Below are 17,784 nucleotides of genomic sequence, written 5' to 3'. Positions count from 1 at the left end.
GGGTCGGCGACATTTACGAGCAGGCGACATAGGGGCTCTCAGTGGTAGAGATCGTAGGCGAACTCGATGTCGGCCAGGCGTGCCATGCCGCGCCAGAGGACTTCTGTTCCCGGTGGGCCATCGCCCGTGCGTCCCAAGTGGCCACCGAGCCGGCTCAAGAGACGCACCGCTTCATTGAGGCTCGGGGGCAGATCAGGCGGGGTTTTGGTTTTGTTCACGAAGGTGGTAAGGGCCTGCCACTCGGACGGGGTGAAATAAACGGTGCAGGGAACATCGGGCGTTTCCCGGCCGAGCGTGGTGAGATGGTAAATGCGCCACGCCACGACGAGGTCGATCGCCAGGCAGTTGCGCAGGCGGCGGACGTTCTCCAGCTGGCGCGCCTCGACACGACAACCGCTCTTCAAGATGCGGTGATAGACCTCGATGCCCCAGCGTTTGGCATACCATTCCAGGCGCTCGAAGGCGTCGGCTTTGTGTTTGACCTCGACGGTGGTGAGCAGCATCCATTCGAGCCCCTCGACCTCGGCCGGGGGGTTGATCTCTTGGGCCAGGACGGCCCACACGGCGACCGGCGAGAGGTGCGCACTGCGCGCGGGTGGTTTCAGGGTGACCGGCCGGGTGCGCACCGCCAGGATCGCCTGGCGCGCGGCGCGCTTCTCGCTCGGGGAGATCAAGATCTCGCGCAGGCCGAGGACCGGTTGCTTTGTGAGCACGGTCCACAGAAAGTCACTGCTGTGGTCATCATCGAGGATCTTGCGGTTGCGCGAGCGCTCGGCACGGATCAGCAACTCCGCCCCGTGGGGGGTTTTGGCCTTGGCGGCGAATACCTCGTGGAGATCGGCCTCGCGATCGGCCATCACCACGAGCGTGGTCTTCCGGCAGCGTTTCGCGAGCGTCGAGACGGCCTGGTAACTCTTCACCCATTTGAAGCTCTCCTTCTCCTCGATGGGCCGCTCGTGCCGCGTATGCCGGTGGCCTATCCCGTCGCGCGCCCAGCATTGGAGATCCAAGAGCCCGAGCGGCGTCCCTTGCGGGGTAAACGCCAACGTATCGTGCACCATCAACCCCCGCACCGCTTCGCTGTCGGTGCCGATCGGACCCAGACCTCGGGTATGCGGATGGGTGCTGTAATTGAGTGTCGTGGTGTCTTGGGCCACCAAGACGAGCGGCGCCTCGCGCATACGTTCCTCGGTGGCCGCATAGTGCGGCGCCAGGATGGCCCGCCACTCGACCTTTTCATTATCCAGAAACCGGTACGCCGCCTTGGCCGCCATGGTCGAGCCCGAGGCCTGCGGGATATTCGCCGTCGGCTTGTCATAGAACAGGCCGGTCATCTGCAAGAGTCTCGCGGTCAAGCGCGCATCGCCCATGTTCGCACCCCCCAACTCCGCCTCGATCCAGTCCCGCGGTGGACGCGCTGGCTGCACGGTGCGGATCTGCACTTGCCCATCGGCCTCGCGACACAACGCCTGCTGCCAGCCCCCCGAGAGGGGCAGGACATAGAGATCCTTGATCGTCGCCCCCGTGCCTTGCCGCCCGCGCCCCCCGGTCGTCCCCACCGCCGTCCAATTGGCCGCGCGGTAACAGGTCCCGGCAAATCGCCCGCGTTCCACGTAGGTCTCCAAGAGCACGGGACGGTAGTGGTACACCGCTTCCCAGTCATCGACCAGGCGCCTCTGACAGCGCGCCAACACGAAGGAGGCCAGGTGCTGCACCCTCACCGAAGGCGGGATCAGGAAACGGCTGTTATTCACCACCAGCATGTGATTGCGCCGCCGCGCCGTCTCCGTCCAACCGATCCAGACGTCCCGGCATTCCACCCGCCTCGCGCAGGCGCTGTAGCTCAAGCCCCCGATCCAACCGTAACGCTCGCTTTGCACCAGATAGCGCAACTGCGCCCCGCACAAAGGCCCGCTCTTGAGGGAGTGATGCGCGTCCATCATGCCCCGCCAGAGCGCCGATCCGGCATTCGAGGTGACGCGCACGATCTCCACCTCGCCCAACTCCGCAAGCGCGCATTCCACCGTCGCGAGCGGTGGCGGGGCCACGTGCTGCCTGGGCTCCCGGAAGGCATAGCGCCCGGTGATCGCCGGCAGCGCGATCACCCCGCGTCGATGCAACTCCGAGAGGCTCTTGCGGCAGCTCATCTCCTGCAGCCGGCCTGCCGGGTTTCGCCACTCCATCCACTCGCAAACCCGGAGCGACAGCTGCCGTCGCGAGATCTCCGGCTCTGCCGACACGGCCTCGGCGATCCGAGTCAGGATCTCCTGCGAGAACGTGCGTCCGCCCATCGTAACCATGCCGCGAGTCTACGACACGGCGGGCGCTGTGTCCAGCACATGTTATGGGCAAGCTACAGCCCTCGGGGGGAGGGTTAGCGTGAGGGGATGAAACATAGGGAATGTTCCTTTAGATCCCTCCGCAACCTTCTCCCTGGTGGACGCAGACATAGGCGAACAAAAAGCCGGGTGGAAAACCGTCAGATGGGGGAAAGGTTAGCCAACAAAAATGTGCTCATCACCGGGGCTGGTGCTGGCATAGGGTTCGAGACGGCGTGTCTATTCGGTCGCGAAGGCGCACGCGTGTCGATCATAGAGCGCGATGGTACACTGGCGGAAAGGGCCGCAGCGGAGCTGCGCAAGGGTGGTGTGGACGCCGCTGCCTTCTGCGTCGATGTGACCGACGCACGCGGTGTCGCCGAGGCGTTTGGGAAGATCATCAGTCGCTATGCCGGCAGAGTCCACGTGCTTATCAACAACGCAGGTATCGCGGAGTTTGGCAGCGTCGACGACGCCACCCTCGATTCCTGGGAGCGGGTCATTGCCGTCAACGTCACCGGCACCTTCCTGTGCTCGCAAGCGGTGCTGCCATATATGAAGCAACATGGGGGCGCCATCGTTAACCTTGCCTCCATCGCGGGGCTGGTCGGGTTCCCGAAGATGGCCGCCTACTGTACCGCGAAGGCGGCGGTCATCGGGCTCACCAGGCAAATGGCGGCCGACTACACCGCCCTCGGGATCCGGGTGAATTGCTTATGCCCGGGAAGGGTGACGGGCACTGGACTCGATCGGCAGATCTTGGGGCGAGACACGACCTCAGAGACCCAGGCGAAGCTAGCCAAATACCCTATCGGGCGGTTCGGTCGGCCCGAGGAGATCGCGCAGGCCGCGCTCTTCCTAGCCACCGATGAGTCCAGCTTCGTGTCCGGTGCCACCTTTTGCGTCGATGGCGGGATGACCGCGATTTGAACGATGTAATGTACACCCAAACCGACAAGCGCTGTGACCTTGCGAGCTTGGTCGCCCACGTGCGCGAGAGCGACTGCGTGGCCGTCGGCGGTGGTCTGTCCTGGCGCGAGCCCATGGCGGTTCTGCGCGAGCTGGTGCGGCAGCAGATCAAGGGCCTCAGGCTCGTGGGGTCGGCGCATGGAATCGATGTGGACTTGCTTTGCGGGGCGGGCGCCGTGGTCGTGAGCGCCGAATCCTACGTGGGATTCGAACAAGACTTCGGGATGGCGCCCAACTACCGGCGCGCCTGCGAGTCCGGGGCGGTCGAGGTGCGGGATAGCTGTTGCTATACGCTCGTGCAGCAACTCCGCGCCACGATCGCCGGTCTGCCGTTCATGCCTATCCGCTCGGTCCGGGGTACGGGGTTCATGCAGATGCATCCCGATTACAAGACCATGGTCTGTCCGTTCACCGGCGAAGAACTGGTCCTGGTTCCCGCGCTGAAGCCCGATGTCGCGATTCTGCATGCCCACTATGGCGATGCCCACGGCAACCTGCATATCGAGGGACCGCCTGTTGCCGATGTCCTATTCGCCAAGGCATCAAAGAAGTTGATCGCGACGGTCGAGCAGATCGTACCGACCGATCGTCTAAGGGAGATTGGCGTGACTATCCCGTATTTCTATGTCACGGCGTTGGCCGAGGTCGCGTACGGAGCACACCCGACCGCGTGCTATCCGTTCTATGCCTACGATCGCCGGCATACCGCCGAATACTACCGCTGTGCGAGCGACGGCGCGGAGGCGTTTCGCGATCGTTACCTGCAGCCCTACGTCTATGGCTGTCCCTCGCACGCCGAATATCTGGAGGTCATCGGAGGTGCAGCGGCGCTTAAACGCCTCGCCTCATGGCAGCAGGGCTCGGACGCTTGGATGGATCTCTATGCCTGATCGCGCAACACCCGTGGCATGTACGTTCGGCGAGGCGATGATCTATCAGATCGCTCGAACGATCGAAGACGGCATCGTGGCCTTCCACGGCTTCGGTTCACCGCTCGTGCAACTCGCGCTGCACCTCGCGAAGCGGACCCATGCACCCCACCTGGTCCTCGTTGCCGGCGCCACCTATGGGGTGAACCCTACGCCACCGTTCCTCGCCCCGACCACCAACGACTGGGTGATGAACCGCGAGGCGGAATGCCACCTCGACATCGAAGAGCTGTTCGACCTCGCGGCGAGTGGGCGTCTGGGCCGCATGTTTCTCTCCGGTCTACAGATCGACCGCTGGGGCAACATGAACGTGACCCGCCTCGGGCGGGAGCGGCTGCAGCTCAAGCTGCCGGGCGGGGGTGGCGGTTGTAATCTATCCTGCGATGTGGACCGCGTGACCATTTGGACCGCTGCCCATCGCAGCCCGCCAGATTCCAAAGGTCGGCGCCGGTTTCGGTTAGTCGAGGACTGCGATTTCATTACGAGCGTGGGACATCGCAGCGCCGAGGGAAGAACCCGTCCGGAGATGCGATATCGGGGGCGGGGGCCCGATAGCCTCGTCACCGAGCTCGGAGTCTTCGATTTCGATGGATCCGGCCATGCGCGGCTCACCGGGCTTTACCCGGATGTCGACGTCCCCGAGGTGCGCGAGAACACGGGTTTCACGTTCCCGGTGCGCGAGGACCTCGGGCTGGTCCCTCTACCTACACCGGAGATGGTGGAGTCTATCCGAGCCCTGGACCCGTTACGGATCCATGAGCGGGAGCTAAGGCCCGAGGACCAAGCGCGTAGGTTTACCCTGGCCTGAACGACGGACGGCGGGTATGGGTGGCGAAGTGCTCAAGGTCGGGGATCTCAAGTCCCGGAAGAACTTCGTGCCCCTGCCTTATCGTCGGGTGAGCTACCAGCCCTATGAGGGGGCCATGACCGAGGCGGCGATTTGCGCGCATCTGCTGGCACGTGAGGTCTATCGGCGCACCGACGTCGTGGTCCTACATCAGGCAGGGCATGAGGTAGCGGTGGCGGCGGTGCAGCGGATCGAATCGGACGCGCTGTTCACCCGTGTCGAGGCCGTTGAGGTGCTGGCCTTACCCACTGATAGTGTATTGATACGATCCCCTGAAACGGATCCGGCCAACCGCTCGGCGCTCGCCAAGCTCGCCCGCGAACACCGCGTCGGGTGGAATCGGACCGCAGTCGTTCAAGGCACATTCGATCATATCAACATCATCCACCGCCCCGATCCCCTGATCCTGCGGATCGTGGAGGTCGCTCCGCCGGATCCCCCGAAGCTCTACACAATGGCCGAGCACGTCTTGAGCTATGCCGACCTCCCGCCCATCTGTCTGGATCTCGAGCGTATCGATCTGCGCGAGCTTTGTAGGCACGTCCAGCCCGAGGCTTATCTCGTGCCCTGCCGCTCGGGCGGCCTCGATGATCTCGGGGCGCCCGTGTACTTTCTCGATGAGCGCCCCCCCGTGCGCCGCCCGTGGACCTTGATCGGCTGCGAACGCAGCCTCCAGTTCCACCGGCATTATTACGGGGATGAGCCACCGCGGGTGGAGATGTGTCCGCGGAGGCTCACGCCGCCATCGAGTCGCCCGACCCTGCTCAAATGCTGCCTCCTCGAGTTTGGCATCGAACACGAAGGCATGACGGCGGTGGTACCCTGGGGCGCCGACCTTCCGATGGTTGAGCAGGCCCTTGGCCTCCTCTCGCGGGGTGTGGAGTATGCCTGAGCTCGCCTGGGATCCCATCGTCGAGAGCCTCATCGGCGATCGCACGCAAAAGCCCCGACCCGCCGGGGTCACGATGGTCATCGACACGGGCGTAGGCCTGGGCCTGCTGCGCGATACCCTCGAGCTCGCGGGTCACTGCATCGACCATTGGAAGCTAAGCTTCGGAACCTCCGTATTCCTCACCAAGCAGGTTCTGCAGCGCAAGCTGGCGCTGCTCGCCGAGCACGAGGTGCTGACCTTCCCCGGCGGTACGTTGCTCGAGGTCGCACTCGTCGAGCGCCATTGCCGCGATTACATGAAGCACGCCAAGACCCTGGGCTTCAGCGCCGTCGAGATCTCCGATGGCACGATCCCCATGCCCGCCTTCCGCCGCAGGAACATCATTCATTGCGCTCTGGAGGCCGGGCTCGTTCCCATCACCGAGGTGGGTAAGAAGGACCCGAGGCAGCAGCCTTCGGCGGAGCAGATGGCCGAGCAGGCCCTGGAGGATCTGGAACATGGCGCGCGCTGGGTCGTGGTGGAAGGCCGGGAGTCCGGCCGCGCGGTCGGGATCTACGACGCGCACGGCCAGGTCATCGACGACGCCGTGGCGGTGATCGCCCAGACCCTGGGCGCGGCAGCGGACCGACTCGTCTGGGAGGCCCCGCTCAAGGAGCAGCAGGCCTACCTGATCCGTCGCTTCGGGACTAACGTGGGGCTGGGCAATATCCACCCCGAGCAGATATTGGCGGTCGAATCGCTACGCTGCAGACTTCGCTTCGAAACCCTGCGCTCGGTCACCGACGAGCTGGTACGCTCAGGCGCCTGGGATCCTCATGAGATCGAGCCAGCGCGCGCCGAGACGCCGATAAGCTTCCATGCCAACAAGAAGTAGCCGCGAGCCAGGCGGCCCGTCACCGGTATCGGAGCACGTGCTCGAGGTGGGCGCGCGCATCGAGCGTGGCCCTTCCGATCTGCTCATACGAACGGCTTTCGCGAAGGAGCTTGACGACCAAGCAGAGCTATTCGAAGCGATCAGCTTGGTCGACCTTGCACACACCCTCGTCATGATGGAGGCCGGCATCGTGCCCCAGGACACCGGTCAGGCGCTCATCGCCGCGCTCTTGCAACTCCACGGGCGCCCCGCCGATTTCACCCCGGATCCGAGCAGGGGCGATTTGTACACCAATCGGGAGTGGTGGTTGGCCACGCAGACCGGCGCGAGCACGTGGTTGGGCGCCGGTCGGGCGCGGCGCGAGGCGACCACAACCGCGTTTCTGATTAAGCTGCGCGGGGGCTTGCTGGGCCTTGCTGAGGCGCTGACGACGACCGGCCAGTTGATCACCGCGCGGGCGCGCAAGTTTCGCTCGTCCTTGCTCCCCGACTATACCTACCTCCAGTCGGCGCAGCCGACCACCTTCGGCCATTATCTGCTCGGCTTCACCTATCCTGTGCTGCGCGACCTCGACCGCATTCGCGGGCTTTACGGCCGCGTGAATCAAAGCCCCGCGGGATGCGGCAGCACCAATGGGTCGCGTTTGCCACAAGACCGCGGCCGCTTGAGTGAGCTTCTAGGCTTCGATGGGCTGGTCACGCACGCACGCGATGCCATGTGGCAGGCGGATCTGCCGATCGAGGCGGCCGCGGTGCTGACTGCGGTCCTGATCAATCTCGACCGCCTGGCCGAGGACCTGCAGATCTATGCCACCGAGGAATTCGGTCTCATCGAGATCGATGACCGGCACGGGCGCGCGAGCAAGATCATGCCGCAAAAGAAGAATCCCTTCGCCTTTACCCATGTCCGCGGCGTAGCCAGCACGATGATCGGCACGCTGGCGGCGAGCGCGGCGGCTGGCCGCACACCCTCGGGGCAGCCCGACAACCGCCTGCCACTCTACGGCCTGATCCCGCGTGCGATCGAAGATACGCATGGCGCAGTGGAGTTGATGGGCGAGGTCGTGAACTTTCTGACTTTCAATGAGCAGCGCGGGCGCAGCCGACTCGACCGCGGGTTCGCGCTCGCGACAGATCTCGCCGAGGTGCTCGTGCTGGAGAGCGGTCTCGATTTTCGCCAGGCACACCGGCTGGTCGGCCATCTCGTGCGCCAGCGTCTGGCGGGTGGGGACCTCAATCGGCTCACGCCGGGAGAACTGGCCGCGGCCGCGGAGCAGGTACTAGGCCAGCGGGTCGAGATCTCGCAGGCGGTTCTCCGCAATGCCCTGGATCCTGAGGCCGCCGTCTCGGCACGTGCCGCACCGGGGGGCGCGGCGCCCGAGGCCATGGATGCGATGATCGCCCAGTGCGAGCGGGCCTTGGCAGAGGCCAATGCGTGGACCAGCGACTGTCGCCAGCGACTCCGGATGGCGGAGGACTCATTGTTACGAACGGCCCACGAGTGCTCGCGGGGATCGGCGGCTTCGAGCCCGGCTTCGACATAGGTCGAGCAGACACGCCAGCACTTACGCATTTAACTCCTTCTCCCTCCGGGAGAAGGTGGGGATGAGGGGGTCAAAAAGGAAAAAAGTCCTTATATTTTGATCCTCTCACCCTAGCAGCCCGCTCCCGAGGAGCTCGGACTAATGACGCTCTTGCGTAAGGCCTGACCCGTGCTTCACTTAAAGCAGCGACACTGAAAGCAACGAGCCATAGGTCGGATTCGACTCGGGGGGCGTAGCTGCACTTGCGAACGAATCGATTTGAACGAGCGTCCTGCTTATGCTAGAGTCATGCAGGAATCTGCATCTGGATGCCATGAGAACCACGTTCGATATCAACGATGCGCTGTTGGCCAAAGCCAAGGCCGCAGCAGCACAGGAACAGACCAGCCTGACCCGCCTGATCGAGGAGGGGCTGGTCCTTCGGCTGCGCCCGCAAACCGGACGGTCTCACAGCGGTCGACCGCAGTTACCCATCCATGCCGGGAGCGCTGGATTGACGGCGGCTGTGTCCGACCCTTTGACTAACCGTGCCCTGTTGGACGCGGACGATGGTCAGGATGCCGAATAACATGCCTCGATTGGGAACCGAATGGCCTGTTTTCGAACACCTGTGCGAGCAGCATCGGCTGATCTGCAACGACATTCCCAACGCCTGGATCGCCGGCGCTGTGCTGACCCATCACGACCACCTCGTGAGTTTCGACACGGGATTCCGCCGTTTCCTGAAGACGAACGAATTCACTTTGCTGAAGCCTTGAACCTGCGAGTGCACGATATCCTGCGCAGTGTGGGCAAGTGAGGGTGGAACTTCGAGCCTGGCCCCTTAATTCGTGTTAATTTGTGAGGTATTACCATCGTGATCAGCCTACTGGATGTGCAGGAGGCTTGGCAAAGGCATCCGAGATTTAAGCAACGCGCGCTCGGAGGTCGGCGCGCGCTCGACGGTTTCTATTACCAGCTCGCCGTCTCACTTGATCGCTTCTTCGAGGCCGTTTTGGACGGGGAGGAGCAAGGCGCGAAGGTGGCGTTTGAAGGACTTAGCGATCTTAGTGAGAGCCGGGGTTTGATCGATCAGAACTTTGAGCGCGACGCCCTGCTCCCGCGGGGGCGCGACTGGCTGAGCAACCGCGAGAACCGGCCGGAGTGGGCCTTCGTCTGGCAAGAACTGATCGATCAGAATTTTGAGCGCGACGCCCTGCTCCCGCGCGGGCGCGGCTGGCTGAGCGACCGCGAGAACCAGCCGGAATGGGCCTTTGTCTGGCGAAAATTGATCGATCAGAAGTTTGAGCGCGATACCCTGCTCCCGCGGGGGCGCGACTGGCTGAGCGACCGCGAGAACCGACCGGAGTGGGCCTTTATCTGGCAAAAACTGATCGATCAGAATTTTGAGCGCGACGCCCTGCTCCCGCGCGGGCGCGACTGGCTGAGCGACCGCGAGAACCAGCCGGAGTGGGCCTTCGTCTGGCAAAAACTGATCGATCAGAATTTTGAACGCGACGCCCTGCTCCCGCGCGGGCGCGACTGGCTGCACGGCCGACAAGACCAGCCCGGGTGGTACCTCGTCGCCGATGCGGTCCGGGTCGGTAATACGCTGCGAGGCGCGATTCCCTAGGGAAACGACGCGGCCGAAATAGCGCTGGTCGACTCTCTCTGGTATTGCTTTGGGTCCTGAACGTCCAATTTAGTCAGTCTCCGACATTCGGACAAATCGACCTTGCCCGATGGGAGAGACTGCGCTCGGCAAGACCGCGCGCTATGCGACTGATGTGTGGTTGCCCCCTAGTGGGATTCAGGCAGCGTCGCCCTGATGGTGCCTATGGAATCCCGGATTACCGGACTCACGAACGCGGCGCATTCTGCTTTTTGATAGAAGCAGCGAACTACAACGAGGTAGCGAATCGTCATGTCGGTACACATCAGCGACTCAGCCATCTATCGGAATTCCTGGGCCACACCCGAACTGCGTGCGGTCTTCGACGATACCGCGCTGACCGCCGGATGGATCGAGGTCATGGTCGTGCTGGCCGAGACGGAGGCTGAATTCCGTTTGATCCCCGCCGCGGCGGCTAGCCAGCTCGCCGACACCTGTCGAGTCGTACCGCTCGATGAGGCGTTTTTTGCGGAGGTGCGCGAAGATTTCGAGCGCACCAACCATTCAATGCTCGGTCTTATCCGCGCGCTCCAGCGCCGCTGCCCTAGCGATAGCGGTGAGTGGCTTTGTTACGGGGCGACAGTGCAGGACATCACCGATACGCACACGGCTCGGATTCTGGTGAAGGTGCGCGATATCTTTGCGGACCAGCTTACACGCATTGCGACGGTGCTGAGCGGCCTCGCAAGCCGCTATCGGGATACGCCGATGTGCGGGCGCACCCACGGTCAGCCGGGCCTGCCGATCACCTTCGGGTTCAAGGCCGCCGGGTGGCTCGATGAGGTTCAGCGCCACCGCCAACGCCTCAAGGAGGTCGGCGCGCGCATCGGCGTGGGGCAGCTCGCGGGCGGCGTCGGCAGTCTCTCCGCTTTCGGTCCCGAAGCGCTCGGGATGCAGCAGCGCTTTCTCGAGAAGCTCGGGCTCACAGCTCCAGCGATCTCCTGGACTGCCTCGCGCGATCGCCTCGCCGAGTGGCTCAACCTCCTCGCCCTGATCGCGGCGACGGCCGACCGCATAGGCCACGAGATCTATAACTTGCAGCGGCCCGAGATCGGGGAGGTCTGCGAGGGATTCGTGCCGGGCACGGTCGGCAGCATCACCATGCCCCAGAAGCGCAACCCGGAGATCGCCGAGCACCTGGGCACGCTGGCCCGCGTGGTGCGGTATCAGGCCGCGCACATGGGCGAAAATCTCGTGCACGACCACGAGCGCGATGGGCGCGCGTGGAAGGGGGAATGGGCGCTCCTCCCCGGCGCCTGTCTCGCGACTGGCAAGGCCTTGGCGCTGTTGCACGATCTGCTCGAACACCTAGAGGTCAACGCGGACCGCATGCGGGACAATCTGCTCGCGACCAAGGGCTTCGTGCAGGCGGAGCAGGTGATGCTGGCCCTGTCCCCCAAGCTTGGCAAGCAGAGCGCCCATGCGCTCGTCTACCGCGTGGCGATGGACGCCGCCGAGCGTGGCATCCCGCTGCGGGAAGCCGTGCTTGCCGAGCCCCGGATCGTAGCGCAGGTCGGTGTCGCGGGGATCGAGTGCCTCTTCGACGTGGGGCAGGGCACGGGTTGCTGCGCGGAGATGGTGGACCGCGTGCTGGCCCAGGCGGGGCGAGAGCCGTAGTACTCAGAGGTTGTGAAAAAACCGTCGCGAGCGAAGGGAGGTCGCGTTCCGCCGGAGCGCAGGAACCGGAGTGTATGTTGAAATACATGAGGATTCCGAGCACCGCCGGAACGCGAGATCCCGAGCGCAGTAGGTTTTTTCACAACCTCTCAGTCGATCAAAAACACAACGATATCTTGTAGGATTACCCGAACCGCATGAATCGCGACTAAAATGCCAGGATGGGAACACACGGCAAGTTGCTTCTGCGCATTCTGGATGGGCGCTCGGACGCCAACATCGAATTCTCGGATCTGCGCAGCCTTTTATTGCACCTGGGGTTTGAGGAGCGCACGAGAAGCAGTCACCATATTTTCCGACGGGTCGATGTAGAAGAGCGGCTCAACCTCCAGAGGCAAGGGAGCAAGGCCAAACCATATCAGGTTCGCCAGGTTCGTGCGGTTATGAAAAGACCGATGTATAGATACGAAGTGGTCATCTTTTGGAGCGCCGAAGACGATGCCTTTGTCGCCGAGGTTCCCGAGCTTCCCGGGTGCATGGCGCACGGGGATTCGTATGAGCTGGCCTTGGCGCAGGCCCAAGAAGCTATCAGCCTTTGGATTGATACGGCCAGGGAGTTTGGGGATAGAGTCCCCGAACCCAAGGGCCGGAGGCTGCATCTCGCTTGACTTGGCCAAAGACTGGTGGGCACGGCGCACCGTTACGGGATTCCGGTTCGGACGGTCCACTTCGGGCGCAATGTACAAAGCCACTGTTCTTGAGGGTTTTCCGGGTGCACGATCGTGGCGAGCGGTGAACCCAGCTTCATAGGCCCACCCAACCCCTGGGAAGCCCTCGCGGAGATCCGGCGCGAACCCTTGGCGGAATTACCCACACCGCTTTCACCGATGCGACGGCTCAGCCGGGCGATTGGCGGTCCGGGCTTATGGTTCAAACGGGATGACCTGATCGGTTTTGGCCTCGGGGGCAACAAGGTCCGGGGCCTGGAGCTGCTGGTGCCCGATGCGATGGCCCAAGGTGCCGAGGTGCTCGTGACCGGTGCGGGGACTCAGTCCAACCACGTCCGCGCGACGGCAGCGGCGGCCGCGTGCTGCGGATTGCGCTGTGCCGCTGTCTTTTGGGGCGATGCGCCCGAAGGGGTCGACGGGAACTACCGTGTCACGCGCATGCTTGGGGCCGAGGCGGTGTTCACCGGCGACCCGGACCGCACCTCTGTGGATCGCGGTATCGAGGCGCTCTGCGAGGAGCTGCGCCATAAGGGCCAGCGTCCCTATCCCATCCCGCGCGGCGGCGCCTGTGCCCTCGGTGCCCTCGGGCATACACTGGCGGCGCACGAGCTGTTCGAGCAATGCCGCCAGCTTGGCCTTGCGCCCGAATCCATCGTGCTGGCCACCGGCTCGGGCGGAACCCATGCCGGCTGGCTGGTGGGGACGCGGGCACTGGGATCGCCGTGGACGGTCGAGAGCTTTACCGTGAGCCGGGAGGCGGAGGCGATGCGCATCGAGATTACCCGTCTCGCGACCGAGGCAGCGGCACTCCTTGGCCTCGATTGGCGGTTTGCTCCGGCGGAGGCCATCGTGCACGGTGGCTTTATTGGCGCAGGCTACGGGATCCCGAGCCCGGCGGCGGCGGATGCCATCCAGCTGGTTGGGCGCACGGAAGGCGTGTTGCTGGATCCCACCTATACGGGCAAGGCAATGGCGGGCCTCTTGGAGCACCTGCGGCGCGGCTTGGCCCCGTATCGCTCCGTCGTGTTTTTGCATACCGGTGGGGAGCCGGCCTTTTTTGCGGGGGATGGCGAATGGCTGGCGTAAGCGGAGATCGACCCATGCATCTGATCGTCGTAGGCGGGGTGGCGGCCGGCGCCAAGGCTGCCGCCAAGGCACGCCGGGTCAACCGGGATATTGCGATTACTCTCTTTCAAGACGAGTCCGAGGTCTCGTACACGGCCTGTGGGCAGCCCTATTATCTAAGCGGCCTTGTCCCGAGCCGAGAAGCGCTGATCATCCGTCGCGCGTCTGAATTCAAGACGGATGGAATCGAGGTACATCTCCGCCACCGCGTGGTAGACCTGAGCACTGAGGAACGCGTCGTCAAAGTGCGCGACCTCGATCGCAATAGGCTGGAGGTCGTGCCCTACGACCGGCTGATCCTCGCGACCGGCGCCCGTCCTGTGATCCCTGCCGTACCCGGAAACCATTTGGACGGTGTCGTCACGCTGAGGACGATGGCGGAGCTCGATCGTTTCCGATCGGCCCTCGATCGCTTGAGGCCGAAGGACGCGGTCATCGTGGGGGCAGGCTATATCGGGCTCGAGGTGGCCGAGAGCCTACACGCGTTGGGTGTGACGGTGACTATCGTCGAGCGCCTGGAGCGGCTGTTTCCGAGGCTCGATCCTGAGATGGGTCAGTGGGTCCATGACTATCTCATCGCCCAGGGCGTTCGTGTCATTGTGGACGATGGCATGGCCGAGATCACTGAGAACGCGGGGCGGGTCGCCCCGGTGGTAACAGCATCGGGCCGGAGGTTGCCCGCCGAGCTCGTGGTCCTCGCGATTGGCATCCGGCCGAACGTCGAGCTCGCGGAGCAGGGCGGCATCGCGCTAGGGCCCACGGGCGCGATCGCCGTCGATCCTCGTATGGAGACCAACGTCAAAGGCGTGTTCGCGGCCGGCGATTGCGCGGAGAGCTTTCACCGCTTAACGCGGGCACCCTTGTGGGAACCACTGGGGGACATCGCGAACTTGCAAGGTCGCGTGGCCGGCGAAAATGCGGCTGGGGGTGACGCTCGATTTCCAGGCGTCTTGGGGACTGGGATCTTCAAGACCTTTGACCTGAATGTCGGCCTTACGGGGCTCAGCGAAGCCACTGCTCGGGAGGCTGGGCTCAGCCCGATCGCGGCGGTGATCGGCGCCAGGGATAAAGCACGTTACTACCCGGGCGCTCGCGAGCTTACGCTGAAGCTCGTCGCCGAGTCCGGCAGCGGGCGCTTGCTGGGTGCCCAAGCCGTGGGTCTCGGTGCCGTGGACAAGATGATTGACATTGCCGCGACGGCATTGCTTGGAGGTCTCAGTTGTCGAGACCTGGAAAACGCAGATTTGGCTTATGCTCCGCCCTTCAGTCCAGTCCTCTCACCTATCATCGTCGCGGCGAGCACTTTGAGCCGTAAATTATCGTAAACCGAAAGAACGCGCCACGATGATAAATATGGCAAATGACAGGTCATGCGTGCCGCCGCGAGTCGTTGCGAATCAGATCGGTCGCCTTCTCGGCGATCATGATCGTTGGCGCATTGGTGTTACCGCTCACGATCGTCGGCATGATCGACGCGTCCACGACCCGCAGCGCCTCGATCCCACGCACTCTCAAACGAGGATCGACGACCGCCATCTCGTCATTGCCCATCTTGCACGTGCCGACCGGGTGCCAAGTGGTGGAGGCGGTGCGCCTCACGAACAACGCGATGTCTGCATCGCTTCTCAAGTTCGCCCCCGGGGCTATCTCCTTGCCGCGGATGTCGTCAAATGCTTTGGCATACAGAAGCTTGAGGTTCCAGCATACCCCGGCGACGGCACACCGCACATCGTCGGACACGCTCAAGTAGTTGGGGTTGATGATCGGCCGATCGAGAGGATCGGACGAGGCGAGTGCGACCTCTCCGCGGCTCAGCGGTCGATTGATGTAGGAGGTAAACGTAACGCCATGCCGGTCTGGCGCCCCGGCTTCGGGGTACTCTGGAGAGAGGGTCATCAGGAAGAATAGCTGTAGTCCGGGGTACGCCTCTTGCGGCTCGCTTCTGACAAACGCCCCCGCCTCGAGGAAGTTCGAGCCGAGCGCGCCGCTTCGATTCGCTTCGTATTCCCGAACTGCGGCAGTCTTTAGTTCATCCGGAAGCGGGGCAAAGGTGAGCGGTTGCGTGATCTCGCACCGCACCCGGATGTGGAGGTGGTCCTGTAGATTCTGGCCCACGCCCGGGAGATCCTGGCGCACGGAGATACCCAGCCGCTGAAGCGCGGTCTTTGGCCCGATACCGGAAAGCATCAGCAACTGCGGTGAGCGGAAAGCGCCGGCCGAAACAATGACCTCGCAAGAGGCGTGCGCCTTCTCCACGGCCCCAAAGCGAAAATATTCTACTCCCACTGCGCGGGTTCCGCTGAAATGAAGCCTCGTCGCATAGGCGTGTGTCAGGACGGTCAGATTCGGGCGCGAGCGCACCGGATGCAGGTAGGCAGTAGCGGCACTGCATCGGGCGCGGTTCGCGAGCGTTGCCTGTAAAGGACCGCAGCCTTCCTGAAGCTCGCCATTGAAATCCGGGTTGAATGGAATTCCCGCTTCTTGCGCCGCGGCGAGATAGCGCCCAACGAGAGCGTTTGAAAGCGGATGGCTTGCAACCGCGAGCGGGCCCGTTGTGCCGTGATATCGGTTGGAGATGGTTTGATTGCCCTCGGCTTTCACAAAGTAAGGTAAGACGTCTTCGTACGCCCAGCCCTCGTTTCCACTGTGACACCATTGATCGTAGTCACCGCGGTTGCCGCGGATGTAGATCATGTGATTAATGGCGCTTGATCCTCCGAGCACCCGGCCTTGGGGCACAAAGATACGGCGCCCCTTCAGATGCGCTTGGGGTATCGTTCGGTCCGCCCAGTCGTAGGGACTGTCCTGCAGCAGTCCGTAGAATGCCGGTGTCCGTATCCACGGCGAGTCGTCCTCGCCGCCGGCTTCGAGCAACAACACCCGACAAGCGCGGTCTTCCGTCAACCTGCTTGCCAACACGCAACCGGCCGATCCTGCACCGACAATGATGTAGTCAAACATGAGCCAACTTGCAATTATAACTCGATCACGTGGCTGAAGTCGACGATAAGCGTGACTTCCGGCCGGCTGTTCAGCGACAACTAGACTTTTCGGGCGTGCGGAGGCTCGGGAGCACTCGAGAACGCCAGCGAGCGCCTCGATAATCGCCGCTACCAATCGCGATGCAGAGGCGATGGTGAGGTGCGGGACACTGCGCGCGGACCTGTAGTTCCGCGTCAACGTCCTCCCTATCCGCATGCCGCCGCCCCAGCCCGGTCAGGACATCGTGCTCCTTGCGCGCGATTTCGCCGAGCAGGTGGCGTGGCTCTGGCCGAAGGCCCGATGGCGGGCCTTCAGTCGCGCGCCATGGTCGTCGTCGACGCCGGATTCGCTCGACAGCCGCATGCAGCAGACCTGGTACGTCAACGGCCAGCTTCGGGGTGCGTCGCGCACCGCGGTGCGGCGGGTCGGCGGCGAGCAGCCGGGGTGTGAGAATGGAACCGGCGCCCGGCAGGGCACGGAATAGCGAATAGTCGGGGGAGAGGGTCTGGGCGAGCGTAGTGGTCTTCGCATCGAAGCGCTCGATGGCCTGAAGGCGCACGCGCAACTGTTCGACGAGGGCTTGAACGAGGAGTCGATGCGGCGTGATGACGGCGAGGTCCTCGGTCGGTGGCGTGGCGGTTTTGATGGCCTGCAGTCGCTCTTCGATGATATGTGGGTAGCGGACATTATGTTACCGGAAGAAGGCCTCGAGGGTCGTCTTACGGGCGCGCTTTGCCTGTTTGAGCGTCGGCCGGCGGCTGAGGAAGTCGCAGAACAGCACGGTGTCTTTTTCCTTAAACCACTCCAGGGTATCGGGATCATCCTCGCGGTCCTCTGCAATACGATGGCGATGAGCGTCCGGGAGCGGCGCCGGGAGCACGCGACCCTGCGCGTCCTGGGCTTCGGGCCGGTTCGGATCGTGGGCCTGATCCTCGGGGAGTCGCTCGCCATTGCCGTCCTGGGCGGGATCCTGGGCGTGCTCTTGAGCTATCCCGCGGCGGCGGTGTTCGCGGCTGAGGTCGGGACGCTGTTCCCGGTGTTCGAGGTGTCCGACGAGACCGCGGGGCTCGCCATCGGCTGCGCGGCGGCGGTCGGGGTGCTGGCGGCGCTGTTGGCCGCCCCGCAGGCGGTGCGGGTCCCCATCGTCGTCGGGCTCAGGGGAATGGGTTGATCGGCACGGCCCTCTCGCTCACCTTCTCGCTCGGGGCGGTCATGGGTGCCATGACCACGATGTATGCCTCGGTCGCCCACCGAACCGCCGAGATCGGCACCCTCCGGGCATTGGGTTTCCAGCGCGCCGCCATTCTGC

17 protein-coding genes and 2 pseudogenes are annotated in these 17,784 nt (G+C 63.7%); 17 read left to right on the top strand and 2 right to left on the bottom strand.

Features of this window, described 5'->3' with window-relative positions; genetic code table 11:
* Positions 1-38: 38 nt before the first annotated feature.
* Complete coding sequence (locus M3461_00565) at positions 39-2,291, bottom strand: IS4 family transposase (GenBank protein ID MDQ3772976.1); 2,253 nt, start codon at positions 2,289-2,291, stop codon at positions 39-41.
* Between the two features lie 192 nt (positions 2,292-2,483).
* Between M3461_00565 and M3461_00560 the strand changes: the two genes are divergently transcribed.
* The 14 genes and pseudogenes from M3461_00560 to M3461_00495 all read left to right on the top strand — a co-directional run bounded on the left by M3461_00560 (position 2,484) and on the right by M3461_00495 (position 14,818).
* Positions 2,484-3,248, top strand: a complete 765-nt coding sequence (locus M3461_00560; protein MDQ3772975.1) for an SDR family oxidoreductase — start codon at positions 2,484-2,486, stop codon at positions 3,246-3,248.
* An 8-nt stretch (positions 3,249-3,256) separates the two neighbouring features.
* Entirely contained in the window at positions 3,257-4,177 is a 921-nt protein-coding gene (locus tag M3461_00555) for a CoA transferase subunit A (GenBank protein MDQ3772974.1), read from the top strand.
* A 13-nt stretch (positions 4,178-4,190) separates the two neighbouring features.
* A complete protein-coding gene (locus M3461_00550; protein ID MDQ3772973.1) occupies positions 4,191-5,024 on the top strand; it encodes a CoA transferase in 834 nt (277 codons plus the stop codon).
* A 16-nt stretch (positions 5,025-5,040) separates the two neighbouring features.
* The gene (locus M3461_00545) at positions 5,041-5,955 is read left to right on the top strand and encodes a hypothetical protein (protein ID MDQ3772972.1); all 915 of its coding nucleotides are present in this window, start codon (positions 5,041-5,043) and stop codon (positions 5,953-5,955) included.
* Positions 5,948-6,829 (top strand): phosphosulfolactate synthase, encoded by an 882-nt coding sequence (locus tag M3461_00540; GenBank protein ID MDQ3772971.1) that lies wholly within the window; start codon positions 5,948-5,950, stop codon positions 6,827-6,829. Before M3461_00545 ends, M3461_00540 begins: the two co-directional genes overlap by 8 nt.
* Positions 6,813-8,372 carry a lyase family protein gene (locus tag M3461_00535; protein MDQ3772970.1) on the top strand — a complete coding sequence of 520 codons (1,560 nt, stop codon included), beginning with the start codon at positions 6,813-6,815 and terminating at the stop codon, positions 8,370-8,372. Before M3461_00540 ends, M3461_00535 begins: the two co-directional genes overlap by 17 nt.
* Before the next feature lie 313 nt (positions 8,373-8,685).
* Entirely contained in the window at positions 8,686-8,940 is a 255-nt protein-coding gene (locus M3461_00530; GenBank protein MDQ3772969.1) for a DUF2191 domain-containing protein, read from the top strand.
* Between the two features lies 1 nt (position 8,941).
* On the top strand, positions 8,942-9,130 hold the full coding sequence (locus tag M3461_00525) for a hypothetical protein (GenBank protein ID MDQ3772968.1): 189 nt from the start codon (positions 8,942-8,944) through the stop codon (positions 9,128-9,130).
* Positions 9,131-9,228: 98 nt separating this feature from the next.
* Positions 9,229-9,984 carry a hypothetical protein gene (locus M3461_00520; GenBank protein MDQ3772967.1) on the top strand — a complete coding sequence of 252 codons (756 nt, stop codon included), beginning with the start codon at positions 9,229-9,231 and terminating at the stop codon, positions 9,982-9,984.
* A 291-nt stretch (positions 9,985-10,275) separates the two neighbouring features.
* Entirely contained in the window at positions 10,276-11,640 is a 1,365-nt protein-coding gene (locus M3461_00515; protein MDQ3772966.1) for an adenylosuccinate lyase family protein, read from the top strand.
* A 221-nt stretch (positions 11,641-11,861) separates the two neighbouring features.
* A pseudogene (locus M3461_00510) lies at positions 11,862-12,086 on the top strand (type II toxin-antitoxin system HicA family toxin).
* Positions 12,087-12,095: 9 nt separating this feature from the next.
* The gene (locus M3461_00505; protein MDQ3772965.1) at positions 12,096-12,308 is read left to right on the top strand and encodes a type II toxin-antitoxin system HicB family antitoxin; all 213 of its coding nucleotides are present in this window, start codon (positions 12,096-12,098) and stop codon (positions 12,306-12,308) included.
* A 114-nt stretch (positions 12,309-12,422) separates the two neighbouring features.
* Entirely contained in the window at positions 12,423-13,454 is a 1,032-nt protein-coding gene (locus tag M3461_00500; GenBank protein ID MDQ3772964.1) for a pyridoxal-phosphate dependent enzyme, read from the top strand.
* Between the two features lie 14 nt (positions 13,455-13,468).
* Positions 13,469-14,818 carry an FAD-dependent oxidoreductase gene (locus M3461_00495; protein ID MDQ3772963.1) on the top strand — a complete coding sequence of 450 codons (1,350 nt, stop codon included), beginning with the start codon at positions 13,469-13,471 and terminating at the stop codon, positions 14,816-14,818.
* Positions 14,819-14,861: 43 nt separating this feature from the next.
* Here the strand turns inward: M3461_00495 and M3461_00490 are convergent, their stop codons facing one another.
* Positions 14,862-16,454 carry a GMC family oxidoreductase N-terminal domain-containing protein gene (locus M3461_00490; protein MDQ3772962.1) on the bottom strand — a complete coding sequence of 531 codons (1,593 nt, stop codon included), beginning with the start codon at positions 16,452-16,454 and terminating at the stop codon, positions 14,862-14,864.
* Positions 16,455-16,689: 235 nt separating this feature from the next.
* Between M3461_00490 and M3461_00485 the strand changes: the two genes are divergently transcribed.
* The 3 genes and pseudogenes from M3461_00485 to M3461_00475 all read left to right on the top strand — a co-directional run bounded on the left by M3461_00485 (position 16,690) and on the right by M3461_00475 (position 17,784).
* Positions 16,690-16,959: a hypothetical protein gene (locus tag M3461_00485; GenBank protein ID MDQ3772961.1), complete on the top strand. Its 270-nt coding sequence runs from the start codon at positions 16,690-16,692 to the stop codon at positions 16,957-16,959.
* A 366-nt stretch (positions 16,960-17,325) separates the two neighbouring features.
* Positions 17,326-17,646, top strand: a complete 321-nt coding sequence (locus tag M3461_00480; GenBank protein MDQ3772960.1) for an FtsX-like permease family protein — start codon at positions 17,326-17,328, stop codon at positions 17,644-17,646.
* A pseudogene (locus M3461_00475) lies at positions 17,643-17,784 on the top strand (ABC transporter permease). Before M3461_00480 ends, M3461_00475 begins: the two are co-directional and overlap by 4 nt.

The organism is Pseudomonadota bacterium (assembly GCA_030860485.1).
Taxonomy (GTDB): Bacteria; Pseudomonadota; Gammaproteobacteria; order JACCXJ01; family JACCXJ01; genus JACCXJ01.
This window is presented reverse-complemented; position numbering and strand designations above follow the sequence as displayed.